The sequence below is a fragment of the Enterococcus sp. FZMF genome, from assembly GCF_030263915.1.
Classification (GTDB): domain Bacteria; phylum Bacillota; class Bacilli; order Lactobacillales; family Enterococcaceae; genus Enterococcus_D; species Enterococcus_D casseliflavus.
This window is the reverse complement of the sequence record NZ_CP127160.1, coordinates 1,443,741-1,465,848: the sequence shown is the minus strand read 5'-3', so window position 1 is coordinate 1,465,848 and position 22,108 is coordinate 1,443,741. Positions and strand designations below refer to the sequence as shown.

General features: G+C 42.3%; 21 protein-coding genes. 2 read left to right on the top strand and 19 right to left on the bottom strand.

Going from position 1 to position 22,108, the window contains the following annotated elements:
- Positions 1–174: 174 nt before the first annotated feature.
- From QN079_RS07055 to QN079_RS07025, 7 genes are all read right to left on the bottom strand, one after another.
- Entirely contained in the window at positions 175–1,275 is a 1,101-nt protein-coding gene (locus QN079_RS07055; protein ID WP_034857973.1) for a glycerol dehydrogenase, read from the bottom strand.
- A 187-nt stretch (positions 1,276–1,462) separates the two neighbouring features.
- Complete coding sequence (gene dnaJ / locus QN079_RS07050) at positions 1,463–2,632, bottom strand: molecular chaperone DnaJ (RefSeq protein ID WP_005225937.1); 1,170 nt, start codon at positions 2,630–2,632, stop codon at positions 1,463–1,465.
- Between the two features lie 126 nt (positions 2,633–2,758).
- The gene (gene dnaK, locus QN079_RS07045; RefSeq protein ID WP_005225936.1) at positions 2,759–4,588 is read right to left on the bottom strand and encodes a molecular chaperone DnaK; all 1,830 of its coding nucleotides are present in this window, start codon (positions 4,586–4,588) and stop codon (positions 2,759–2,761) included.
- Between the two features lie 52 nt (positions 4,589–4,640).
- Positions 4,641–5,228 carry a nucleotide exchange factor GrpE gene (gene grpE, locus QN079_RS07040; protein ID WP_005225935.1) on the bottom strand — a complete coding sequence of 196 codons (588 nt, stop codon included), beginning with the start codon at positions 5,226–5,228 and terminating at the stop codon, positions 4,641–4,643.
- Between the two features lie 38 nt (positions 5,229–5,266).
- The gene (gene hrcA / locus QN079_RS07035) at positions 5,267–6,310 is read right to left on the bottom strand and encodes a heat-inducible transcriptional repressor HrcA (protein WP_005225934.1); all 1,044 of its coding nucleotides are present in this window, start codon (positions 6,308–6,310) and stop codon (positions 5,267–5,269) included.
- Positions 6,311–6,493: 183 nt separating this feature from the next.
- Positions 6,494–7,684 carry a radical SAM family heme chaperone HemW gene (gene hemW / locus QN079_RS07030; protein ID WP_086295222.1) on the bottom strand — a complete coding sequence of 397 codons (1,191 nt, stop codon included), beginning with the start codon at positions 7,682–7,684 and terminating at the stop codon, positions 6,494–6,496.
- A 441-nt stretch (positions 7,685–8,125) separates the two neighbouring features.
- The gene (locus tag QN079_RS07025) at positions 8,126–8,773 is read right to left on the bottom strand and encodes a hypothetical protein (RefSeq protein ID WP_015509594.1); all 648 of its coding nucleotides are present in this window, start codon (positions 8,771–8,773) and stop codon (positions 8,126–8,128) included.
- A gap of 117 nt (positions 8,774–8,890) precedes the next feature.
- On the opposite strand from QN079_RS07025, the gene QN079_RS07020 reads away from it, so the two are divergent.
- Positions 8,891–9,757 carry an aldo/keto reductase gene (locus tag QN079_RS07020; RefSeq protein ID WP_017144356.1) on the top strand — a complete coding sequence of 289 codons (867 nt, stop codon included), beginning with the start codon at positions 8,891–8,893 and terminating at the stop codon, positions 9,755–9,757.
- Positions 9,758–9,897: 140 nt separating this feature from the next.
- On the opposite strand, the gene iadA is transcribed toward QN079_RS07020, so the two are convergent.
- The 4 genes from iadA to truB all read right to left on the bottom strand — a co-directional run bounded on the left by iadA (position 9,898) and on the right by truB (position 14,926).
- Positions 9,898–11,082: a beta-aspartyl-peptidase gene (gene iadA, locus QN079_RS07015; protein ID WP_289230584.1), complete on the bottom strand. Its 1,185-nt coding sequence runs from the start codon at positions 11,080–11,082 to the stop codon at positions 9,898–9,900.
- Between the two features lie 30 nt (positions 11,083–11,112).
- The gene (gene yfcC, locus QN079_RS07010) at positions 11,113–12,804 is read right to left on the bottom strand and encodes a putative basic amino acid antiporter YfcC (protein ID WP_289230729.1); all 1,692 of its coding nucleotides are present in this window, start codon (positions 12,802–12,804) and stop codon (positions 11,113–11,115) included.
- 239 nt (positions 12,805–13,043) lie between these two features.
- Positions 13,044–13,997: a riboflavin biosynthesis protein RibF gene (gene ribF, locus QN079_RS07005; RefSeq protein ID WP_289230583.1), complete on the bottom strand. Its 954-nt coding sequence runs from the start codon at positions 13,995–13,997 to the stop codon at positions 13,044–13,046.
- 2 nt (positions 13,998–13,999) lie between these two features.
- Positions 14,000–14,926 (bottom strand): tRNA pseudouridine(55) synthase TruB, encoded by a 927-nt coding sequence (truB, locus tag QN079_RS07000; protein WP_213356481.1) that lies wholly within the window; start codon positions 14,924–14,926, stop codon positions 14,000–14,002.
- A 122-nt stretch (positions 14,927–15,048) separates the two neighbouring features.
- On the opposite strand from truB, the gene QN079_RS06995 reads away from it, so the two are divergent.
- Positions 15,049–15,627, top strand: coding sequence for a phosphatase PAP2 family protein (locus QN079_RS06995; RefSeq protein ID WP_289230582.1), 579 nt, complete (start codon positions 15,049–15,051; stop codon positions 15,625–15,627).
- A 51-nt stretch (positions 15,628–15,678) separates the two neighbouring features.
- Here the strand turns inward: QN079_RS06995 and rbfA are convergent, their stop codons facing one another.
- From rbfA to QN079_RS06955, 8 genes are all read right to left on the bottom strand, one after another.
- Positions 15,679–16,029 carry a 30S ribosome-binding factor RbfA gene (gene rbfA, locus QN079_RS06990; RefSeq protein ID WP_289230581.1) on the bottom strand — a complete coding sequence of 117 codons (351 nt, stop codon included), beginning with the start codon at positions 16,027–16,029 and terminating at the stop codon, positions 15,679–15,681.
- A gap of 33 nt (positions 16,030–16,062) precedes the next feature.
- Positions 16,063–18,768, bottom strand: a complete 2,706-nt coding sequence (infB, locus tag QN079_RS06985) for a translation initiation factor IF-2 (protein ID WP_074536425.1) — start codon at positions 18,766–18,768, stop codon at positions 16,063–16,065.
- A gap of 12 nt (positions 18,769–18,780) precedes the next feature.
- Complete coding sequence (locus QN079_RS06980; RefSeq protein ID WP_015509584.1) at positions 18,781–19,083, bottom strand: YlxQ-related RNA-binding protein; 303 nt, start codon at positions 19,081–19,083, stop codon at positions 18,781–18,783.
- Positions 19,076–19,372, bottom strand: a complete 297-nt coding sequence (gene rnpM, locus QN079_RS06975) for an RNase P modulator RnpM (RefSeq protein WP_005225922.1) — start codon at positions 19,370–19,372, stop codon at positions 19,076–19,078. The genes QN079_RS06980 and rnpM overlap by 8 nt, the downstream gene beginning before the upstream one ends.
- Before the next feature lie 16 nt (positions 19,373–19,388).
- On the bottom strand, positions 19,389–20,603 hold the full coding sequence (gene nusA, locus QN079_RS06970; protein WP_060792086.1) for a transcription termination factor NusA: 1,215 nt from the start codon (positions 20,601–20,603) through the stop codon (positions 19,389–19,391).
- Between the two features lie 21 nt (positions 20,604–20,624).
- Positions 20,625–21,098 carry a ribosome maturation factor RimP gene (gene rimP, locus QN079_RS06965; RefSeq protein WP_005225920.1) on the bottom strand — a complete coding sequence of 158 codons (474 nt, stop codon included), beginning with the start codon at positions 21,096–21,098 and terminating at the stop codon, positions 20,625–20,627.
- 207 nt (positions 21,099–21,305) lie between these two features.
- Positions 21,306–21,647, bottom strand: a complete 342-nt coding sequence (locus tag QN079_RS06960) for a DUF2752 domain-containing protein (RefSeq protein ID WP_289230728.1) — start codon at positions 21,645–21,647, stop codon at positions 21,306–21,308.
- Complete coding sequence (locus QN079_RS06955; protein WP_289230580.1) at positions 21,644–22,078, bottom strand: DUF4234 domain-containing protein; 435 nt, start codon at positions 22,076–22,078, stop codon at positions 21,644–21,646. Before QN079_RS06955 ends, QN079_RS06960 begins: the two co-directional genes overlap by 4 nt.
- Positions 22,079–22,108: the final 30 nt, after the last annotated feature.

The window sequence follows — 22,108 nt, the reverse complement described above, 5'->3', positions numbered from 1 at the left end:
CGGTATGCTGCTTTTTGCACCATACAACAACAACAGGTAGTTTGTGTGTTGACGTTTGTCATGTCTTGTTCCCTCCTTTAATTTGCTTGTTATCAAAATAGCACGACTCTTTTTTATTGTCAAACGTTTTTTGAAATCACTGAGCACACATTGATGATCTTTAATAAAATAACATCATAGAGGATAGTAAGCACTCACATAGGCATCCACGGCTTTGATCGCTGCTGCAACATCTTCTGCAGAAACCGGAAATGGCATATTGTGGATCGTTTCCCCTTCGATGGTTGCTTGCTCGCCAATTTTTAATAGGTCTGCATCGCTGGCTTCCGCAAGATGCATGTCGGATAAGGTCGTCGGTAATTCTAAGGCCTGATACAATTCTATATATTGGTCGAGCTCTTCAGGATCTGCATTTTCCAGCATCAATTGAGTGAGTGTTCCGTAAGCAACCTTCTCACCATGGGTCAGATCATGAACGTCTCCTTCAAGGGCTGTCAAGCCATTATGAATCGCATGAGCTGCTGCCAGACCTGCACTTTCAAAGCCTAATCCACTTAGCAAAGTGTTGGCTTCCACGATTTGTTCAAAAGCTTCGGTAACGACTTGTTTTTTATTCGCTTGATAGGCTTTTAAGGCATTCTCAAAAAGGATCTCTTCGCATTTTTCAGCGATCGCCATGCTGGCAATTGGTTGCACCCCGCCGACCATATTTTTACTATGGCTTCGAGCAACAGCACGTGCCTCGACATAGGTTGCGAGTGCATCCGCAATACCAGCGGCTAGCAATTTGGCAGGCGCTTTGGCAATCACAGCGGTATCCACTAAGACAAGTTCAGGATTTTTGTTATAAAAACGATACTTTTCAAAACGACCTTCATCAGTATAAATAACAGAAAGTGCCGAAGTTGGTGCATCAGTGGAGGCAATCGTTGGCAAAACAGCAATCGGTATTTTCAATTCATCCGCAACAGCTTTCCCAGTATCGATGGCTTTCCCACCACCTAATGCGGCAATCACTTCGATTGATTCACTTTTGGCTTTAGAGACGATACGATCGATTTCATTTGCAGAAGCTTCTCCACCAAAAATTTCTTTTACCGGTTCTAACTCGGCTGCTTTCAGGTTCTCAAATAGTTCTTCACCGGCAATTTTCCAAACAGTTTCATCGGTCAAAAGAAGCACTTTCTTTCCTAAATCTTTGATATGGGATAACCCATGCTTCAAGACCCCTTTTCCTTGAACGTATCGTGACGGACTCGCAAATATTCTTTCCATTGTATCTCCTCCTTTAATTGGTCTACTTTTATTGTGACACACTAAGCAAGCGATTTCAAAGGAAAAGAAAAAAAGATGGCCAAGAAGATTCGATTCTTGCCCATACTGCACATTTATAGCCATACAAACACTCATGCCCTTATAAAACGGATGGTTTTATAAGGGCATGAGTTGGATTTTTTCATGGTTATTTCTTTTTCCCACCAAAAGCATCTTTCATTTTATCAAAAAATCCTTCTGGTTGTTGTTCGTTCGTTTCATGGCCACTGGCTTTTGCATAAGCCCGCAATGCCTCTTTTTGTTCCTCATTTAAGTTCTTAGGTGTGATCAGCTTCACTTTGACCTGTTGATCGCCATTGCCGCCTCCCCGTAAGCGAGGAGCTCCCTTACCGCGTAAGCGGAAGTTTGTGCCTGTTTGCGTACCAGCTGGAATTTTTAATTTCACATTCCCATGAACCGTTGGTACATTGACTTCGTCGCCTAAAGCAGCTTGGACAAAGTTTAACGGCAGTTCGTAATAAATTTCCGACCCATCACGGTCAAAAATATCACTTTCTTCCACTCGGAAAACAACGTACAGATCACCATAAGGACCACCATTGGTGCCAGCTTCTCCTTGACCAGACAAGCGCATTTGTTGTCCATCTTCGACACCTGCAGGTACGTTGACTTTCACACTGTGTTTTTTCTTTTCATGGCCAGTTCCATGACATGTTGTACATGGTTCTTTGATTTCTTTCCCAGTTCCATGACAAACATCACAGGTTTGACGGCTCATCACACGACCAAGCGGTGTTTGACGTTCAACATTGATGGTACCTGCACCATGACATTTATGACAGGTTTCTGGTGAAGTACCTGGTTTTGCCCCGTTCCCACCGCAGGTATGACAGGTTTCTTCACGATTGTATTGAACAGTTTTTTCCACTCCGAAAATCGCTTCTTCAAAGGAAAGATCAACCGCATATTGCAAGTCCGCTCCTTGTCGAGGTGCATTAGGATTGGCTGCTCTGCCGCCTCCACCACCGAAAAACGATTCGAAAATGTCTTCAAATCCACCAAAACCGCCACCGGAGAATCCGCCACTGTTAAAGCCGCCGAATCCACCGCCATAACCGCCTCCGTAGTTCGGATCGGTACCAGCATGACCATACTGGTCATAAGCAGCTCTTTTTTGGGAATCACTTAATATTTCATAGGCCTCAGAAATTTCTTTAAACTTTGCTTCTGCATCAGGTTCTTTATTGATGTCTGGATGATATTGTTTTGAAAGCTTACGATAAGCTTTTTTGATTTCGTCATCCGAAGCCCCTTTTTGTAGACCTAAGACCTCATAATAATCTCTTTTGTCTGCCATTGGCTTCCCTCCACTATATTCTTGCGTCTCTCGTATTTTAGCATATAATTCGCTCTAGAAAAATACGTTTCGCAAATTCATAAGAAAAAGCCAAAGCGGTGACTTTGGCTTTTTCACAAACAGCGATTATTTATCGTCACCGTCTACTTCTTCAAAGTCGGCGTCAACCACATCGTCTGCGCCGCCTTGTGCAGCTTCTGGATTTTCTTGTGCTTGTTGTTGTGCTGCTTGTTCGTATAATTTAACAGTTAAGTTTTGTACGATTTCATTCAAAGCATCACGTTTCGTTTTCATTTCTTCTAAGTTGTTTGCTTCAAGTGCAGCTTTCAACTCATCACGAGCTTCTTCCGCTTTTTTGACTTCGTCTGCATCCACTTTGCCTTCAAGCTCTTTCAATGTTTTATCAACAGTGAACAACAAAGCATCGACGTCATTGCGTAGATCAACTTCTTCTTTGCGTTGTTTGTCGGCTTCAGCGTTTGCTTCAGCATCTTTTACCATGCGTTCGATTTCTTCATCTGATAAACCTGAAGATGATTTGATCGTGATTTTTTGTTCTTTTTGTGTACCTAAATCTTTTGCAGAAACATTGACGATCCCATTTTTATCGATATCAAATGTTACTTCGATTTGAGGGATGCCACGAGGTGCTGGTGGAATATCCGTCAATTGGAATCTACCTAATGTTTTGTTGTCAGCTGCCATTGGGCGTTCTCCTTGCAAGACATGGATATCAACGGCTGGTTGATTGTCTGCTGCAGTTGAGAAGACTTGTGATTTACTTGTAGGGATCGTTGTGTTACGATCGATCAGTTTTGTGAAGACGGCACCCATTGTTTCGATACCTAATGATAATGGTGTAACGTCTAGTAAGACGACATCTTTCACATCACCTGTGATCACGCCACCTTGGATCGCAGCACCCATCGCTACCACTTCATCTGGGTTTACTGATTTGTTTGGTTCTTTATTGGTTTCTTTACGAACAGCATCAACTACTGCTGGAATACGTGTTGAACCACCAACTAAGATGACTTCATCGATTTCTGATTGTGACAAGCCAGCATCTTTCAAAGCTTGGCGTACTGGAATTTTTGTCCGTTCGACTAGGTCTGCGGTCAATTCATCGAATTTCGCACGAGTCAAGGTCATTTCCAAGTGCAATGGACCAGCATCACCAGCTGTGATAAATGGCAAGCTGATTTGAGTACTTGTTACACCTGACAAGTCTTTTTTCGCTTTTTCAGCAGCATCTTTCAAACGTTGCAAGGCCATTTTGTCTTTTCCAAGATCAATGCCGTTTTCTTTTTTGAATTCTGCTACCATGTGGTCGATGATTTTGTTATCAAAGTCATCCCCACCTAGGTTGTTGTCCCCAGCAGTTGATAATACGTCAAAGACGCCATCCCCTAATTCAAGGATCGATACGTCGAAAGTACCGCCACCTAAGTCAAAGACTAGGATTTTTTCATCTTTATCTGTTTTATCTAACCCATAAGCTAAAGCTGCGGCAGTTGGTTCGTTGACGATCCGTTCTACTTCAAGACCGGCAATTTTACCAGCATCTTTGGTTGCTTGACGTTGCGCATCGTTGAAGTATGCAGGAACAGTAATGACTGCTTTTTCAACTTTTTCACCTAAATAGTCTTCAGCAAATCCTTTGATGTATTGAAGAACCATTGCGGAAACTTCTTGTGGTGTATAGGATTTACCTTCAACTTCTACTTTGTATCCAGCTTCACCCATATGGCGTTTAATAGAAGAAATCGTATTCGGGTTTGTTACTGCTTGGCGTTTTGCAACTTCCCCTACTTGGATCTCACCGTTTTTGAATGAGACAACAGAAGGTGTGGTACGGTTTCCTTCTGGATTCGTAATGATTTTTGCTTCGCCGCCTTCAAGGACAGCAACAGCTGAGTTTGTTGTTCCTAAGTCGATACCGATAATTTTACTCATAAGTAATACACTCCCTTTTTTAATTTAAACATCTACTTATAGATAGAAAGAACTATTGTGCAACGATGACCATGCTTGCACGCAAGACACGATCATGCAATTTATACCCTTTTTGCAAGACAGTAACGATTGTGTCTGCCGGTGTTTCATCAGAGGCAGGTACAGTCTGCACCGCTTGATGCAAGTTCGGATCGAACATTGCACCTTCAGCAGGAATCTCTTCGATTCCCTCTTCTTTTAAGGCTTGACGCAGACTTTCAAGAACCATTTCAACGCCTTTTTTCAAATTCGCAGCTTGGTCTTGATCGACATCTGCTGCCATCGCTCGTTCCAAATTGTCGATTGCTGGCAACAGTTTTTTGCCAAGATCTTGCGAGCGGTATTTTTGTAAAAGTTCCCGCTCGTTGCGGTTACGTGAAGTGATATTTGCGATCTCTGCACGAGCACGCAGGAATTGATCTTCCAATTCGTTATTCTTTTCTTGCAAAAGTTCCAATTCGCTTTTTTCCACTGCTTCTTCCTCTGGTTGAGGAGTCTGTGCTTCAGTTTCAGTTGATTCATTTGAAGATTCAGTTGTTTCTGCGGTTTCTTCAGCAGTTTTATCTAATTCTTCATCTAAACGCTCTTCTTTTTCCGTCACGTTTCAACCATCCCTTCTACGATTTGTTTCATTGCCGCTTATTCATTGGCAGCGTCTAATGCGCGATAATAATCGGCCAATTTTTTTGCTAACTCGCCTCGAAAAACTTCCATCAATCCAAACATCCGTGAATACGGCATACTTGATGGACCTAATAAAGCGATCGTTCCTTGTCCATGACCTTCGATTTCATAGCTGGCTTGGATCAAACTCATATTTTGTAACAAGTCGTTGCCAAGCTCAGAGCCGATTCTGATTTGAATCGCAGAATCTCTTGGCGCCAGCAGCTGTGTCAGCTGATCTGCGTTTTTCATAAATGAATACATCGATTTGAACTGACTAACATCTTGCGTCGGTTCAAAATCCAGAAGATTCATTCGCCCGCCGACGAAGATTTTTTCTTCAAAAATATGGCTCAGCATCGTATCAAAGAGATCAACGATTCCGTCAGTCGTTTGAAAATACTTATGCAGAATCATAGGAATCTCGGTTCTTAATCGATGGTAGACCGTCATTAGAGGTTCACCGATCAATTTGTCGTTGATGATCCTTACCATTTTTTCCAAATCTTCGCTGCTCATCGATTCAGGAAGAGTAAAGACTTGATTTTCGACATTTCCTTTATCCGTCACGATGATCGCGATGATCTGTCGTGCATTCAAAGGGACGATTCGAAAGCCCGTCAATTTCCTTTCCTTCATGTCTGGTCCGAGAGACAACGCTGTATAGCTAGTCAAGTTGGACAAGATCGTGGCAGACTGCTGGATGATTTCATTGATTTCATGAAAATCTTTTCCAAAAGAATGACGAATGGTTTGAATTTCGTTTTGGTCAACTTCAGATGGCTTCAATAAGTGATCAACGTAATAGCGATACCCTTTTATTGATGGCACACGCCCTGAAGATGAATGTGTCTTTAACAGAAGTCCAGCTTCTTCCAGCGCCTTCATCTCATTACGAATGGTGGCAGAGCTAGCTTCAACCCCATCTTCCATCAATCGCTTCGAGCCCGTGGGCTGACCAGTATTCGTATAGTTTTGGATGATGAGGTGTAAAATCATTTGTTGTCTAGGTGTCAACATTTTATCCACTCCTCCGTTAGCACTCATTCCTATTAAGTGCTAACACGATTATAAATATATCATATTTGCTAGGAATGTCAAGTATTTGCATCACTTTTTTAGCACTCTTTCTAAGAGAGTGCTAAAAAAAGAAATCAAAAAAAGAAGCAGCGCGAAATGGCTACTTCTCTTCCTTGTTCTTCCTTATTTTTCTCCATCCAAGAGAAATGCTTCAAACACTTCGTTGCCAATGAACATCCCAGCTTTCGTTAAAAAGACACGATCACCTTGACTAGCCAACCAGCCTTTTTGAATCAACTGTTCGCTAGTTGAACCATAGATTTCCTGAAAAGACTTCCCGAATTTTTCTGCAAAGCGTATTTTTGAAATGCCAGCCTTTTTACGAAGGCCTAAAAACAGTTCCTCTTCCATTTGATTACTGGTTGTCAATTCTTCGGTTTCATGGATTGGCAATTGATTTTCCTGTAATGGTTTCAAATAATGCTGGATTGGACCTTTGTTCTTGTAGCGGGTCTGTCCAAGATACCCGCTGGCGCCTGCCCCAAAGCCAAAATAATGTTCATTGTTCCAATACACTAGATTATGCAAGGACTCATACCCTGGTCGTGCAAAATTACTGATTTCATATTGATTCAAGCCAGCTTTTGTCATCGCGGCGATCGCCTCATCAAACATCTGCGTTTCAGCTTCTTGAGAAGGCAGCGCCATTCTCCCTTGGCGAACCCAGTTCATAAACATGGTTTTGTTTTCTAAAATCAAGGAATACATCGCATAGTGAGGCAACCCGAGATCAATCGCTCGCGTCAGTGTATCACGGAAGCTTTCTATGCTTTGTCCCGGAAGTGCGTAAATCAAATCGATCGTCACATTCTGAAAATCATGTTTTTCCAGCAGCTGAATGGTTGAATAAACATCTTCAGCGGTATGCTTGCGGCCAATTTTTTTAAGCAAGCGATTATCAAAGGTTTGGACCCCCATCGACAAGCGAGTGACTTGATGGTTTTTCAAAACCAGCATTTTTTCTTCACTCAAATCACCAGGATTTGCTTCCACGGTAAACTCTTTGGTTGTGTGGGTCGGCAGCAATTCATGCACACCTGAAAGCAATCGATCCAGCTGGTTCGCCGAAAGCGACGTTGGCGTCCCGCCGCCGATATAAATTGTTTCCGCCTCATTGATAGGCTGACGCAAGAGGGTCAGCTCAATTTCTTTTAGTAACGCTTCGATGTACTCATCCACTGGCTGCCCTTCTAAAAACACTTTGTTGAAGTCACAGTAATAGCAGATATGTTCACAGAATGGTATATGTATATACGCAGAAATATTTTGCGCGCTTTTTGTAGATGGATCGTTTATTGTTTGACCTTCAGGCATTCCTAAGTGATTCTCCTCTACCTTCTTTTTACTCCCATCGCTGAGAGCATCGGCACTCATTGTAGCATAGTTCTTAGAATTCTCCTATCACTTGGACTATTTTGGGCAAGAAAAAACACCACTTCCAAGAAGTGATGTCTTCAAATAGTCATAGCAAAAATTAAGAGCACTACTCTTATTAAGTACGGTAAAATACCGCTTTTGTTCTTATCCCGCCCAGAAAAAAATCTGTTTGTTACAAGAACTAACACTTCCCCCAAACTGTTAGCGCCACAATAGATAAGCTGTTGCTGACGGCTTACTTAACAAGAGCAGGACTCTTATTCTTGAAAGACAATTGCTTGTCTTATCTGACTTAAGTATACCTTTTTTAAAAAATTAAGTCCTATCATCTTTTTCACCAGTCTATGAAAACGATGAGAATCATCCCCTTGGCGACCGTTATAGAATGTGTAGCAAAATATCGATCAGATAGCGGATCAACCGATACGCAATAAATAAGAAGAAAATATTTCCCAGCAAGAATTGAAAAACATTGCCGATCGATCCCTTAAAGGAACGAAAGCTGAAATAACGAGACCAACGATTGAACCCGTTTTGGCGATTTCGTTTCAAACGATACGCTTCATCATACTTCATTTCCAAGAGGTCATAGTAAAAAATCATCAAGGGTTGTTGCACAAAGAAAACTTTTTTATAGCCTGCCATCAACGTGTACTGCTTATTATTGGAAGGGAAGTTGCGATTGCCGTTTTTCTTCACGCGCATCGTTGTTCCATCGTTCATTGGGAACGCATAATGATCCTCGAATTCTGTCAGTTGATGAATTTGCGGCACCTGATTTTCTTCTTCAAAAGCACGTACGACCTCACTCGCTTTCTGAGAAAGTGAAACCAGCCACGCCATCATCCCTAGCAAAATACCTAGCAAGATGATATTTAAAAGCAAACTTTCTTGTAACAAAAATAAATAACCTAAGATAATCAAAATCGCCACACCTAGGGCAATCATTCTTCTACGGAAATAACTGCGATACATCAATTCAAAAGAGCGCCGATAATAGGCAAAATCTTCTTTTACAAAATCCATTTTTTCCACATCTTTCTGCGTTTAGGTTGCTGATAATGTATCAAAGATCCTTTTGAAAGTCAATTTACCGATAAAGTTTCAGCGTCTGATTTGTTTCAAACAAGAAAACGTTTTATAATGGAAGATGTAACAAAAAAAAGCGATGAAAGTAGGTTGAGATACGTGATATTACAAGAAACATTTACCTTGCAGAACAAACTGACGATTCCTAAGATTGGCCTTGGAACCTGGCAATCTTCTCCAGAAGATGCTTACAACGCCACAAAATTTGCCATTCAAAATGGTTATCGACATGTCGATACAGCGGCAGCTTACAAAAACGAAGAAGCGGTTGGGAAAGCTGTGCGCGATTCAGGCGTTGCCCGCGAAGAAATTTTTGTTACCACGAAAGTACCTGCTGAGTTGAAGACCTACCAAGAAGCGGTTGATAGCATTGATGCTTCTCTAAAAAAACTTGACTTAGGGTATATCGATTTGATTTTGATCCACGCCCCTCGTCCTTGGAAAATCATGGGAAACAATCCAGAAAACAAAGATTTTTATCTTGAAAACATCGATGTTTGGAAAGCATTAGAAGAAGCCTACTTAAGTGGGAAAGTAAAATCAATTGGTGTTTCCAACTTCGATCAAAAAGATTTACAGAATATTTTTGATCATTGCGATGTGAAACCGATGGTCAACCAGTTTGTTTACCATATTGGACGCACAAATGAAGAGTTATTGGCATTTTGTAAAGACCACGATATTTTAGTGGAAGGCTATTCTCCAATCGCCACCGGTCGTTTACTCGATAACGATGCAGTGAAGACGATTGCGGAAGCTTATGGAAAATCTATTCCACAACTTTCAATTCGTTACTTGCTACAAAAAGACATTCTGCCATTGCCAAAATCCGTTCATGAAGAATACATTTCTGACAATGCCAAAGTTGACTTTGAAATTTCTGAAGAAGACATGAAGAAATTGGATGCGTTGCAAGCTTAAGAATGCTTACGTTTAATTGAAAAAAAGCAGTCCGATCAAGTCCAGTAAATACTGATCATGGATCGGGCTGCTTATTTTTATCTTCTACAACTCTGTTTAGAAAAACAACCGTTTCTTAGTTTGTCAAAGCTGGATTCTTCTTATGTTAGTTGCTCAAAGGTACCCCACACTTTCACTTCTTGTTTTTCTACCATCGTTCTGCCTTTCGCTAGAACCGTTTCTACTACTAATGTTTCTTTGTTCAGCAAGCAAATATCAGCATCCATCCCTGCTGCAAGACGTCCCTTTTGATCAAGCTTCAATACTTTCGCTGGATTGGAAGTGATTGCTCGAATGGCGATCTCCAATGGAATCTGCTCTTTTTGGACTGCTTCTTTAATGCCTACCATCAAGGCTCGCGAACTACCGACACCCAGACCTATGAATTGATTGTTTTCATCAAAGTACGGGAGGCTACCTTGCCCATCAGAGGTCATGGTAAATTGATCCAGCCCGATCCCTTCTGCTAACAAACGCTTCAATCCTTTACTGAAGCGAACCTCATCGTCTTCTTTTTCCCAGAAATCAGGATCCTCACTCGCCGTAAAATCAATCGTTCCACCCATTTTTGCAAAAGCAATACTTGCTTCGAAAAGCTCGCTGGTCCGATTGGCATGTGTCGGTAAAAATTGGCTGATTGGAATCTCTGTTTCTTCGATGGTTCGTAAAAGTAGCTCATATTTTCTCTTTCCTCCACCTAAGTGGACATTTACGATGCCTGCTTTTCCAGAAAGCATCCCACCAACACGGGCATCCGCCACCGCGCGGGTAAATTCTTCGAAACTCGGTTGTGAAGAACGATGGTCAGAAACGGCAATTTCACCGATACCAATGATTTTGTCAATAGTCAAAAAATCTTGAATGATAGAAGCGGTGACCGGAGTCAATGGCAATCGATAAGAACCGTCATACAAGTACGTCGTGATGCCTTCTGCCTCTAGTCCACGAGCCTTACTGATCAAGGCAGTCATATCTCTGCCTACTCCGTCAGTACCCAAACACCCAACCACTGTCGTTACCCCCGCAGAGGTCAGCTGAGACAATTTCACTTCTGGTGTCCGGTTCTGAAAGCCGCCTTCCCCGCCACCTCCTAAGATATGAAAGTGGCAGTCAATAAAGCCGGGAACAGCAAGTAACCCTGTGCCATCGATTTCTTCAAGAGGAACCCCTGAGAATCCTCCTTCGATCGAATCTTCAATAGCAATGATCTTGTCTTCGCTTAAAAGAATATCTTTTTTTCCTAAATAGTCAGGCGCATAAACCTCCGCTTGTCGTACCACTTTCATGAGTGCTTCCTCCTCGTGTCTGATTGCTTCTTATTGCAAGCCGATCGCGACTGCAATAAAGATGAAGATCGTTCCTAATACAAATAAGAACCCTTGCATTTTGATCTGGAATTTCGCCCATTTCACCCATTCGATTCTTGCGACACCTAGTACACCGATCAGACTTGCCGATACTGGAGTGAAGGCATCCATGAAGCCTGAGCCTAATTGATAAGCCAATACAGCGATCTGTCTTGAAACACCTAAAAGATCAGCTAATGGCGCCATGATCGGCATGGTCAATGCAGCCTGACCTGAATTGGAGGTGACAATCAAATTGAAGAAGCTTTGGAAAATGTACATGAACCAAGCCCCAATAAATGCTGGAACATTGCTTAACAAACCACCAATGCTGTGCAAAATCGTATTCAAGGCTGACGGCACGTTGGCATCAGAACCGCCGAGAACCAGAAGAATCCCTTTGGCCATCCCTACAACGATTGCAGTTCCTGCTAATTCTGAGGCCCCTGATTGAAAGGCACTCGCCACATCATTCAAGCCCATATTTTCTAATTTGAAAAGAACCGCTATGATTCCTGCCCCTAAGCCCATAACAAAGAATTGAGAAGCGATCTCGGGAATATAATAGCCTTTTTGTGTCACACCCCATACGATCCAGATCAAGACCGCCAGCATTTCAACCAAGATCAATTTATGCCCTAATAAAAATGGTTTTTGCTCACTGGAGGTTTTTTCAAGATGATTTCGAAAATACGCATCTGATTGATACGTGAGCGATTTCTCAGGATTCTTGCGAATTCTTTCGGCATAGATCATGAGGTATCCTGCGGATAATGCGGTAATCACGACCCACATGATGATTCGGAACGTTGCGCCTGAAAGAACGGGAATACCTGCGATCCCTTGAGCCACTGCCACACTAAATGGACTCATCCACGAGGTGGCATTCCCAATCTGGGAGGCGACATAGGTGACAGTGACCGCCACGATCGAGTCATATCCTAATGCGATCACGAAAGGCACCATGACCATCGAAAACGGAATGACTTCTTCTGCCATCCCAAAAGTAGCACCACCAAATGAAAAAGCAAAGAACAACAGCGGCAATGCCAAACGTTCTAACCCACGGGTTTTGCTGATAAATGCAAAGATCCCCGCATCGATCGCTCCGGTTTGCATGATAATACCAAACGCACCACCAACCACTAAAATCAGTGCTGCAATCCCAACTGCTGAGCCGTATTTGTCGCCAGAAACCAACCCTTCAAAAACAAAATTTAAAAAGCCGAAACCGCCAAAGTCATCGGTTCCCCAAACCTTGGCTGTTTTATGCAGTTTTTCTGAAGTATCATAAATCTTTTCGCCATAAAGGCTGTAAAGGGTATCATCCGTTAGCCCGACCTCATCTAATTGACTCTGGGACAACTCTTTAGGCCCTTCAGCTAGAACAGCTGCTAAAGCCTCAGGATCGACATCTAATTCTTCCAGCTCTTGTGGATCGTCTTCCAATTGATTCAACTGTTGATAGACGTATTCGTTATCTAACGGGTAGGCATAACGAAACGAATCTTGCATCAAGACCGTTCTGGTACTTATGTCCCCATTTGCATCGGTATACTCGATTTCTTGTGTACTAAATTTCCCAGCAGGAACTAAGAAAGTCAGCAACCATGCCAACAGCACGACCCCAAAAATGATGACATACGTATGCGGCGTTTTCATTTTGGTTAAATCTTTCTTTTCTTTCCCCTTTTTCGCTTTTTTTCCAATTGTCACTTTTTCTCTCCCTTTCCCTTTGCAGCGTACTGCATAAATTATCATTTTAGCCTATTTTTTAGTATATCGAAAAAACGTTTTTTCCTCATGGGGAAAGCATTAGAATTCAAATAAACTACGTTATAAAAAGAGAGAAAAAGAAAAAGTGAAAAGAAGCCAGAAACGCTTCTTTTCACTACGAATGACTAGTTTTCTTCAGAAAGCCCATCAAAATAAGCTTCAGTGTCTCGTTCATCTTGCTTTAATTGCTCGATCAACGCTTGTGCGCCATTGAAAGCGACTTGATCACGTAAGAAATGATGCCAACGGATCGCCACGGTTTCACCATAGATATCTTGGTGAAAATCGAGAATATAAATCTCTACTGTTAACTGGCGACCTTGACCAAACGTATCATTGTGACCAATCGATCCCATCGATGGATACCACTTGTCACCAACTTTGATTTCCGTCACATAGACGCCTTCTTTTGGCAACCGAACGGTGCTCTTCACTTTGATATTTGCGGTTGGAAACCCAAGTTCTCGTCCTCTAGCATCACCGTGAACGACGGTTCCTTCAAATTCATAAATATACCCTAACAAGCGATTGACTTGCGCCATATCACCATTTTGTAGTGCAGAGCGAATGCGTGTGGAGCTGACCTTTTCCTCATGAAACGATTCTTGCGCGACAGTCACGACTTCAAAATGTCCTTCTGCATAGGTTGGCAAAAGCGCCATGTTGGCTATCTCTTTCTTGCCATAGGTATAGTCAAAACCTGCAACAACAACTTTTGCATGCAGTCCGATCATGTATTCGTCTACAAATACTTGCGGTGCCAAATTTGCAAAAGCAGAAGTAAATTCAATGATATAAAGAATATCTACCCCAAGCTGTTCCATGTGCGCTTCTTTTTGCGGCAAACTGGTCAGGTATTGCATTTTTTCAGGATCAACCTTTTGAAAAACGATCGAGGGATGCTGATTAAAGGTCATCAACGCCAATTTTAACCCTTTCTCCTCTGCAATCTTTCGTCCTGTTTCAATGACTTTTTGATGACCTAAATGCACGCCATCGAAAAAGCCTAAAACTAAGACGATCTCCTCCTCAGGAATCGCTGCGTGATCATAAGGGTGTCTTATTTCAATGATTTCCATATTCATTCTCCTATTTCTGTACGGATGACTTTTACCGGTTTCATCATATCCTGGTATTTGTCATGAGCTTTATAGATACTGATCAATTGTTCTCGATAAAAAATCGCCACTAATTCCTCTGGGCGCTTTGGTAATCCAAACGCGCTGAAGGGCAAACGCATGCCATTTTTTACTTTCTGCCAGAGGTCTGCATCGATCGTCACTTGAAGAAATTCTGATACCCCGTATTCTAAAGGTAGTAGTAGTTCCGAAACACGTTGTTCATCGACTGCCTTTTGCACCTCTTCAATCGTGTAGGATTGTTCTTTTGAAAAACCACCGCTTTTTAGGCGAGTCAAATCAGACATATGCGCGGGTACACCCAGCAATTTCCCTGTGTCGACCGCTAATGTGCGAACATAGGTCCCTTTTCCACAAGAAACTTCAAAACGCCAGCTTTGCGTATTGTCCTCATGAATAATCGGCTCTGAAATTCGTTCAAAGGAATAAATTTCTGCTTTGCGCTGTGGCCGCTCGACAGTTTCATTGTTACGAGCATATTCGTAAAGTCGTTTGCCATTGACTTTGACCGCCGAATACATCGGCGGGATCTGGGTAATCGTCCCCGTCAACTGTTTCATTGCCTGATCGATCTCTTCCTTCGTAAACGGACGAGTTAGTGCTTGTTGTTCAACGATATCCCCCGACCGATCTTCTGTAGTGGTACTGAATCCCAAGGTGATTTCCCCGGTGTAGACTTTTCCAGAATCAACCAAGTATTCGACGATCTTCGTTCCTTTTCCGATACAAATGGGCAAGACACCATCCACGTCAGGATCTAGTGTGCCGCTGTGTCCGATTTTTTTTGTCTTTAATATTTTTCGTAATTTAAACACGCAGTCGTGACTTGTTTGTCCACGCTCTTTCCATAATGGTAAAATCCCGTCCATCGTATTCCTCCATTTCACTTCAACTTGCTTATTATAACATATAAAAAAAATTCATTGCACGACAAAATCCTTTTCGCTCTTTCTCATTACATGATAAACTAAGCATATAAGGAGGTCCTAAAATGGTTGTTTTAACGATAGGGTCATTTATTGGATTTGCCATTTTTTTGATCATGATTCAGCTCGGCACGATGCAGCGTTGGGAAGAAGCGTTTGCTTTGCAGATCATCCAAAGCCGTACGCCCTCTTTGACGCGCATGATGCACTTTTTTACCAATTTAGGAAAAGCCTTTCCGACAGTTGCGATCGCTTTACTGTTGTTTGCCTTTCCATCATCGCGGGCGGATCTTGCACCAAAAACAGCAGTCAGTATCTTCATAGTATCAGCAGCTGCTTACTTGATCAAACGAATCATCCGACGAGATCGTCCTATTGATCATCGTTTAGTTGAAGAAAAAGATCACAGCTTTCCTAGTGCTCATGCTGCCACATCCGCTGCCATGTATGGAACGATCGCCTTGAATCTTGGACAATTGGTTCCCTCAGCTGTCATCCCGATGACCTTACTGGCAATTTTGCTTAGCTTTATGATTGGCTTTAGCAGAGTCTACTTAGGGATCCATTTTTTAACAGATGTGATCGGTGGTTGGCTCTTAGGGGCAGGTGTTGCTGGACTGGTTACTTTACTGATGAATTCCTGATGCTTTTTCCAAATAAAAAAGAACAGCTTCGACTGGAAGCTGTTCTTTTTTTTATTCTTCTGAGTGCAATGCGCGAATCATTTCATCAATTGTATTCCCGTATTGTACAGATTCATCCAACTCGAATTGGATTTCTGGAACTTTGTAGAGCGTTAGCGCTTGGCCTAGTTCACGACGAACCAACCCAGTTGCTTTTTCCAGTCCTGCTTGGGCTTTTTTCTTATCTGAAGCCAAGTCCGTCAAGGTGCTGTAAAAGATCGTTGCTTGCTGCAAATCTCCAGTTACTCGTACATCTGTGATCGTCACATCTTGCACGCGAGGATCACGAACTTTTTTACGAAGAATTTGATTGACTTCTTTTAAGATTTCTTGCGCCACTCGGCGATCTCGATAGTTAGCCATTCAAAAAGCCTCCTTGTATAGTTGTCATTTCGTTTATTTTGTTGGTACTTCTTCCATGACATAGCCTTCGATCACATCATCGACTTTTACGTCGTTGAATTTCTCGATCATCGCGCCACATTCAAATCCTAGCTTCACTTCTTTGACATCGTCTTTGAAGCGTTTCAAGCTGGCAAGTTTGCCTTCATAGATGACGATACCGTCACGAATCACCCGTACACCACTGTCACGGCGAATGCTGCCTTCCGTCACATAGCAACCAGCGATCGTACCAACTTTAGAAACTTTGTAGGTTTCACGAACGATCATTTGACCGGTAATTTTTTCTTCAAATTCAGGATCAAGCATCCCTTTCATCGCTGTTTCGATTTCTTCGATCGCTTTGTAGATAATGCGATGCAAACGAATATCGACTTCTTCTGCTTCCGCTTGCTGTTTGGCTTGCGGTGTAGGGCGGACGTTGAATCCGATGATGATAGCATTACTTGCTGCTGCTAGCGTTACGTCACTTTCATTGATGGCACCAACCGCTGAATGGACGATGTTTACTCGCACACCTTCAACATCGATTTTCTTCAATGACGCAGCTAACGCTTCGGCTGAACCTTGTACGTCTGCTTTGATGATGACGTTCACTTCTTTCAGTTCGCCTTCTTTTAGACTTTCAAACAAGTTATCCAATGTCACACGACTGCTTGATGCACGTTGTTCCATCAAGGCACGTTTTGCACGTTCTTCACCTGCTGCCCGAGCCGTTTTTTCATCTTCAAAGGTAACGAAACGGTCACCTGCTTGAGGGACATCGTTCAATCCTGTGATTTCGACTGGCGTTGCAGGTCCAGCTGCTTTATCACGACGACCTAAATCATTCGTCATCACGCGGACACGACCGAAAGTGTTCCCTACAACGATTGGATCACCAACATGAAGAGTTCCTTGTTGTACCAATAGTGTTGCTACAGGACCTTTGCCTTTATCAAGGCGCGCTTCAATAACGGTACCGATCGCTCGTTGGGTAGGATCAGCTTTCAAATCTTCGACTTCTGCTACTAAGAGGATCATTTCAAGCAATTCTTCAATGTTTTGCCCAAATTTCGCTGAGATTTCAACGAAGATCGTATCCCCACCCCAAGCTTCTGGGATCAACTCATGTTCACTTAATTCTTGCATCACATGTTGAGGGTTAGCACCTGGTTTATCGATTTTGTTAACTGCAACGATGATTGGCACTTTTGCTGCTTTCGCATGGTTGATCGCTTCCACCGTTTGCGGCATGACACCATCATCAGCTGCGACAACTAAAATCGTAATATCAGTGATACTTGCTCCCCGTGCACGCATACTGGTGAACGCCGCGTGTCCAGGAGTATCTAAGAAAGTGATTGGTTTGCCATTGATGTCGATTTGGTAAGCCCCAATATGCTGCGTGATTCCTCCAGCTTCCCCACTTGTTACGCGTGAATGACGTAACGTATCTAGCAATGTTGTTTTCCCGTGGTCAACGTGACCCATGATGGTTACAACAGGTGGTCGTGATACTAAATTCTCTTCAATTTGTTCTTCTGCTTCGAAGAATTTATCGATATCTGCGATATCCACTTGAACTTTTTCTTGTGGTTCGATTCCGTAATCGGTAGCAAGCAGTTCAATCGTATCTTTATCTAAAGGTTGGTTTTGATTGACCATAACCCCCATCATAAAGAGCTTCTTGATGATCTCTGCTGGTTCACGGTAGATTTTTTTCGCGATATCCGCTACGTTCATGCCTTCTGTATATTCCAATACTTCTGGCAGTTCACGGAATTTACGTGCTGGAACTGGTGGTTTCTTTTCCGTCTGCTGACGGCCTTTCTTCCCTTTTTTGTTAAATTTATTGCGATTGTTGTTGTTGAAATTGTTATTGCGTCCACCGTAATTTGACTTGCCGCGGTTTTGATTTCCTCCACGGGAATCATTCGAGCCTTGCGTACGGTTGTTGTTGCGGTCTGCTCCTTGCGTATTTCCTGCAGATTGAGCGGCTGGACGGTTTTGTTGCCCTTGATTGTTCGGACGATTTTGTTGTCCTTGGTTGTTTGGACGGTTTTGCTGTCCTTGGTTATTCGGACGATTTTGTTGCCCTTGGTTGTTTGGACGGTTTTGCTGTCCTTGGTTATTCGGACGATTTTGTTGCCCTTGGTTGTTTGGACGGTTTTGTTGTCCTTGATTGTTCGGACGATTTTGTTGTCCTTGGTTGTTTGGGCGATTTTGTTGCCCTTGATTATTCGGACGGTTTTGTTGTCCTTGGTTTGTTGGGCGGTTTTGTTGCCCTTGATTGTTACGATTCTCTTGGTTATTCACTCGATTATGACTTCCTTGGTTATTTGGTCTGTTACTTCCTTGACTGTTCGTGCGCTCTACTTGTCCTTGACCAGCAGGACGGTTATTGCTTTGCGTAGTTCGCTGTTGACTTTGATTGTTATGACGGTTTTGGAAGTTAGGATTATTTCTTTGCGTTTTAAATTTCTTTTGTTCTTGTTTTTCCGGCTGGTTGGCTGGTTTCTGATTTGCGGGATTTGAGTTTGCAGATGTTTTACCATTTGGATTGCCGCCTAATGACTGCTGCAATTTCTGCGCCTCTCCATCTGAGATCGCGCCCATATGATTTTTGACATCAAAGCCTAAAGATTGTGCTTTTTCAACAACCTCTTTGCTCGATTTGTTCCATTCTTTTGCAAGTTCATAAATTCTTTTTTTCCCCATGCAATCACCTTCCTAACCTAATATTAATTCCTGCACCTTCCTTGCAAATCCTTGATCTAAGATGCCAATGACCATTCTTGGTTTCCCAATGGCCGCACTGATTTCATCAGCAGAAAATGCATCTAGGAGCGGAATTTCGTAATAAGAACTTTTGTCCTTAATTTTCTTTTGTGTATTTTTACCAGCATCACTGGCGACAATGACCAAAGCAGCTTTCTCATTGCGAATCTCTTTTAAGGTCATTTCTTCACCAGTCACTAATTTCCCAGCACGCATGGCTAGTCCTAACATATTTAATGCTTTGGTTTTATTCATTTGCAAATAACTCTTTTCGCGCTTTTTGGTGCGTTACATAGTCCAATAGTTCTTGGTAAAATTCATCTGTTAATTTCGTTTCCAGCACCCGATCCAAGATCCGCTTATCCCATGCTTTCTGGGCTTCAGCCGGTTCGATCGCTATATAAGCTCCTCGACCGGGCATTTTTCCTGTTGGATCGATGGAAACAACGCCTTCTTTTGAACGAGTGATACGAAGCATTTCTTTCTTAGGCAGCATTTCGCCTGAAATCACTGATTTTCGTAAAGGAATTTTTCGTTTTTTCATCACGATCTCACCTCAACTATTTTTCGTCAAACTCAACATTTTCATAATCATCCGCAGTCATGTCTGATGAAAGGATCGCTTCATCAACTGTTTCTGCAGATTCTGTTGCTTCTGTGCTGCTTTCTTCAGCAGCTTCTGAAGCAGTTGCATCATACTCATCGATATAGTCGCCTTCATCCAGCTTCGCATAAAACTCTTCCATATCTGTTTCTGATTTGATATCGATTTTGAAGCCAGTCAATTTGGCTGCTAGACGAGCATTTTGTCCGCGTTTACCGATCGCCAATGATAATTGGTAATCAGGCACGACAACAGTACATGCCTTCGGATTATCAACGTCGAAAATAACGTCGCTGACTTCTGCTGGATTCAACGCATTGGCGATGAAGATCGCTGGATCTTCATTCCATTCCACGATGTCCATGTTTTCGCCTTTTAGTTCATTGACGATCGCTTGAACCCGTTGACCTTTAGGGCCGACACAAGTGCCGACTGGATCGACGTTGGCATCAAAGGAACGAACAGCGACTTTGGCACGATCCCCTGCTTCACGAGCAATACTTACGATCTCTACAGTACCATCATATACTTCTGGCACTTCTTGTTCAAATAATCGGCGTAGCAAATCTGGATGGCTACGGCTAACGAATACTTGAGGGCCTTTCGAAGTATTTTCAACACGAGAAACGAATACTTTGATCCGATCATGGGGTTGATAAAACTCATTTGGCATTTGGTCTTGTTTTGAAAGCACGGCTTCAATTTTGCCTAAGTTTACATAGATATAACGATTATCTTGGCGTTCAACGATTCCTTGCAGAATGTCTTTTTCGTACGCACTAAATTCGTTATAAATAATGTTTCTTTCCGCTTCACGGACCCGTTGCAAAATGACTTGTTTTGCCGTTTGCGCCGCAATACGACCAAAGTCTTTAGGCGTTACTTCAAAACGGATTTTGTCGCCGATTTCATAAGCGGGATTGATTGTCATCGCTTCTTTTAATGAAACCTCTAGTTGCGAGTCCATGACTTCTTCTGTCACTTCTTTGACTGCATAGACGTGGATGTTGCCTTTTTTCTGATCAAATTCAACTTCCACATTTTGTGCTTGCCCGTAATGACGTTTGTACGCTGAAACCAATGCCGCTTCCAAGGCATCGATGACAATCTCTTTTGAAATGCCTTTCTCTGCTTCTAATGCATCCAATGCATTCAACATTTCTTTACTCATGATTCTTTCATTCCTCCGTGTTTAAAATTGAATGGCTAAACGAGCTTTGGCAATATTTTTCCGGTCGATCGTTCGTTCTTTTTCTCTGGTTTTGATTCGGGTCTTAATTACTAGCTGATTTTCGTCGAATGACTGTAAAAAGCCTTCGAACTGTTTTTCTCCATCAATCGGTTGATATAAAGAAACATGAATGTACTCGCCGACTGCCCGTTGATAATCTGCTTCTTTCTTCAATGGACGCTCGGCGCCAGGGGAAGAAACTTCCAAGAAATAAGCCTGTGGAATAGGATCAGGTTCGCATTGGTCTAATTGTTCACTAAGTTGTTCACTGACAAAGGCACATTCCTCGATATCGATTCCGCCTTCTTTATCGATGAACACACGAAGAAACCAATTTTTCCCTTCCTTCACGAATTCTACTTCAACTAATTCAAATTTTTGCGCATCCAGAATAGGGGTCACTATATCTGTAACAGTTTCCACTACCGTACTCACAACATCGCCTCCTTTATTTCTCAACGAAACGAACTTCATTCCATTAAAAAGAGTGAGCGAAAAAACCGCTCACTCACTCTAAGTATCATTACATTGTAAATATAACACAATTTTCATAAAGATTCAACTACTGTCGCATGTTCCCTTCGCTTTCAGAAAAAAACAAAGCATTTTCTTAAAGATTTTTAATGCCTGGGTGAATGGCTGTTAGTGAATCACTTGACCAATCCGACGTAGTAGTTGTGGGAAAATGCTCTCTGGATCAAAGTCCATTGGCGCGTCATGTGGGAAATGAAGCCAGAGCCGACCACCATAAACCACTAGTACCAAAAGTGTCAAGGTCAGCCACAGGTTGTGACTGTGGTAAAGTTTGCTGATTTTCAGATTTTTTTTGAACAAAACGATTCCGAATACGATCGGCACTAACCAAAACAAGGGATGAAAATGCAGCGCACCTTCAAGATCACCCTGAAATAAGTGCAAGTAGGCGCGCGTCATGCCACAACCTGGACAAGGAAACCCCGTTAACCATTTAAACGGACAAATCAATAATCGACCCAATCATCTGAATCAGACGAATCGTTTGATGTAGCAGATGACATCATGGCATTTTGATCAGCTGCTTCCCACATTTGATTCATATCACCTTGTAAAATCGCAATGTTGATGAAATCAAAAGCAAAAAGGCTCAAGACGACAAAAAGGATTTTGTTGTCACTCAGACGAGGCATATTCGCTCGTTGTTGTGCACTCATAAAGATATCCGCAATTCGGTACCACCAATAAATTTGGTACAATCCGCAAGTAAGGATCGTGAGTAAAATCGACGTTTCTGGCGAAAGACGATTATCCCCGCTGTACTCTGCTAGCTCTTTGGTTGTTTGGTACATCCAAAAGAATGTATAAATGCCACAAGTAATAAATGTTAATAAAATGACCGATACAACCGATTTCTTTCTAACTCCGTAATTATAATTCATCACAAACTCCTTTTCTTTTTTTTCATTTTT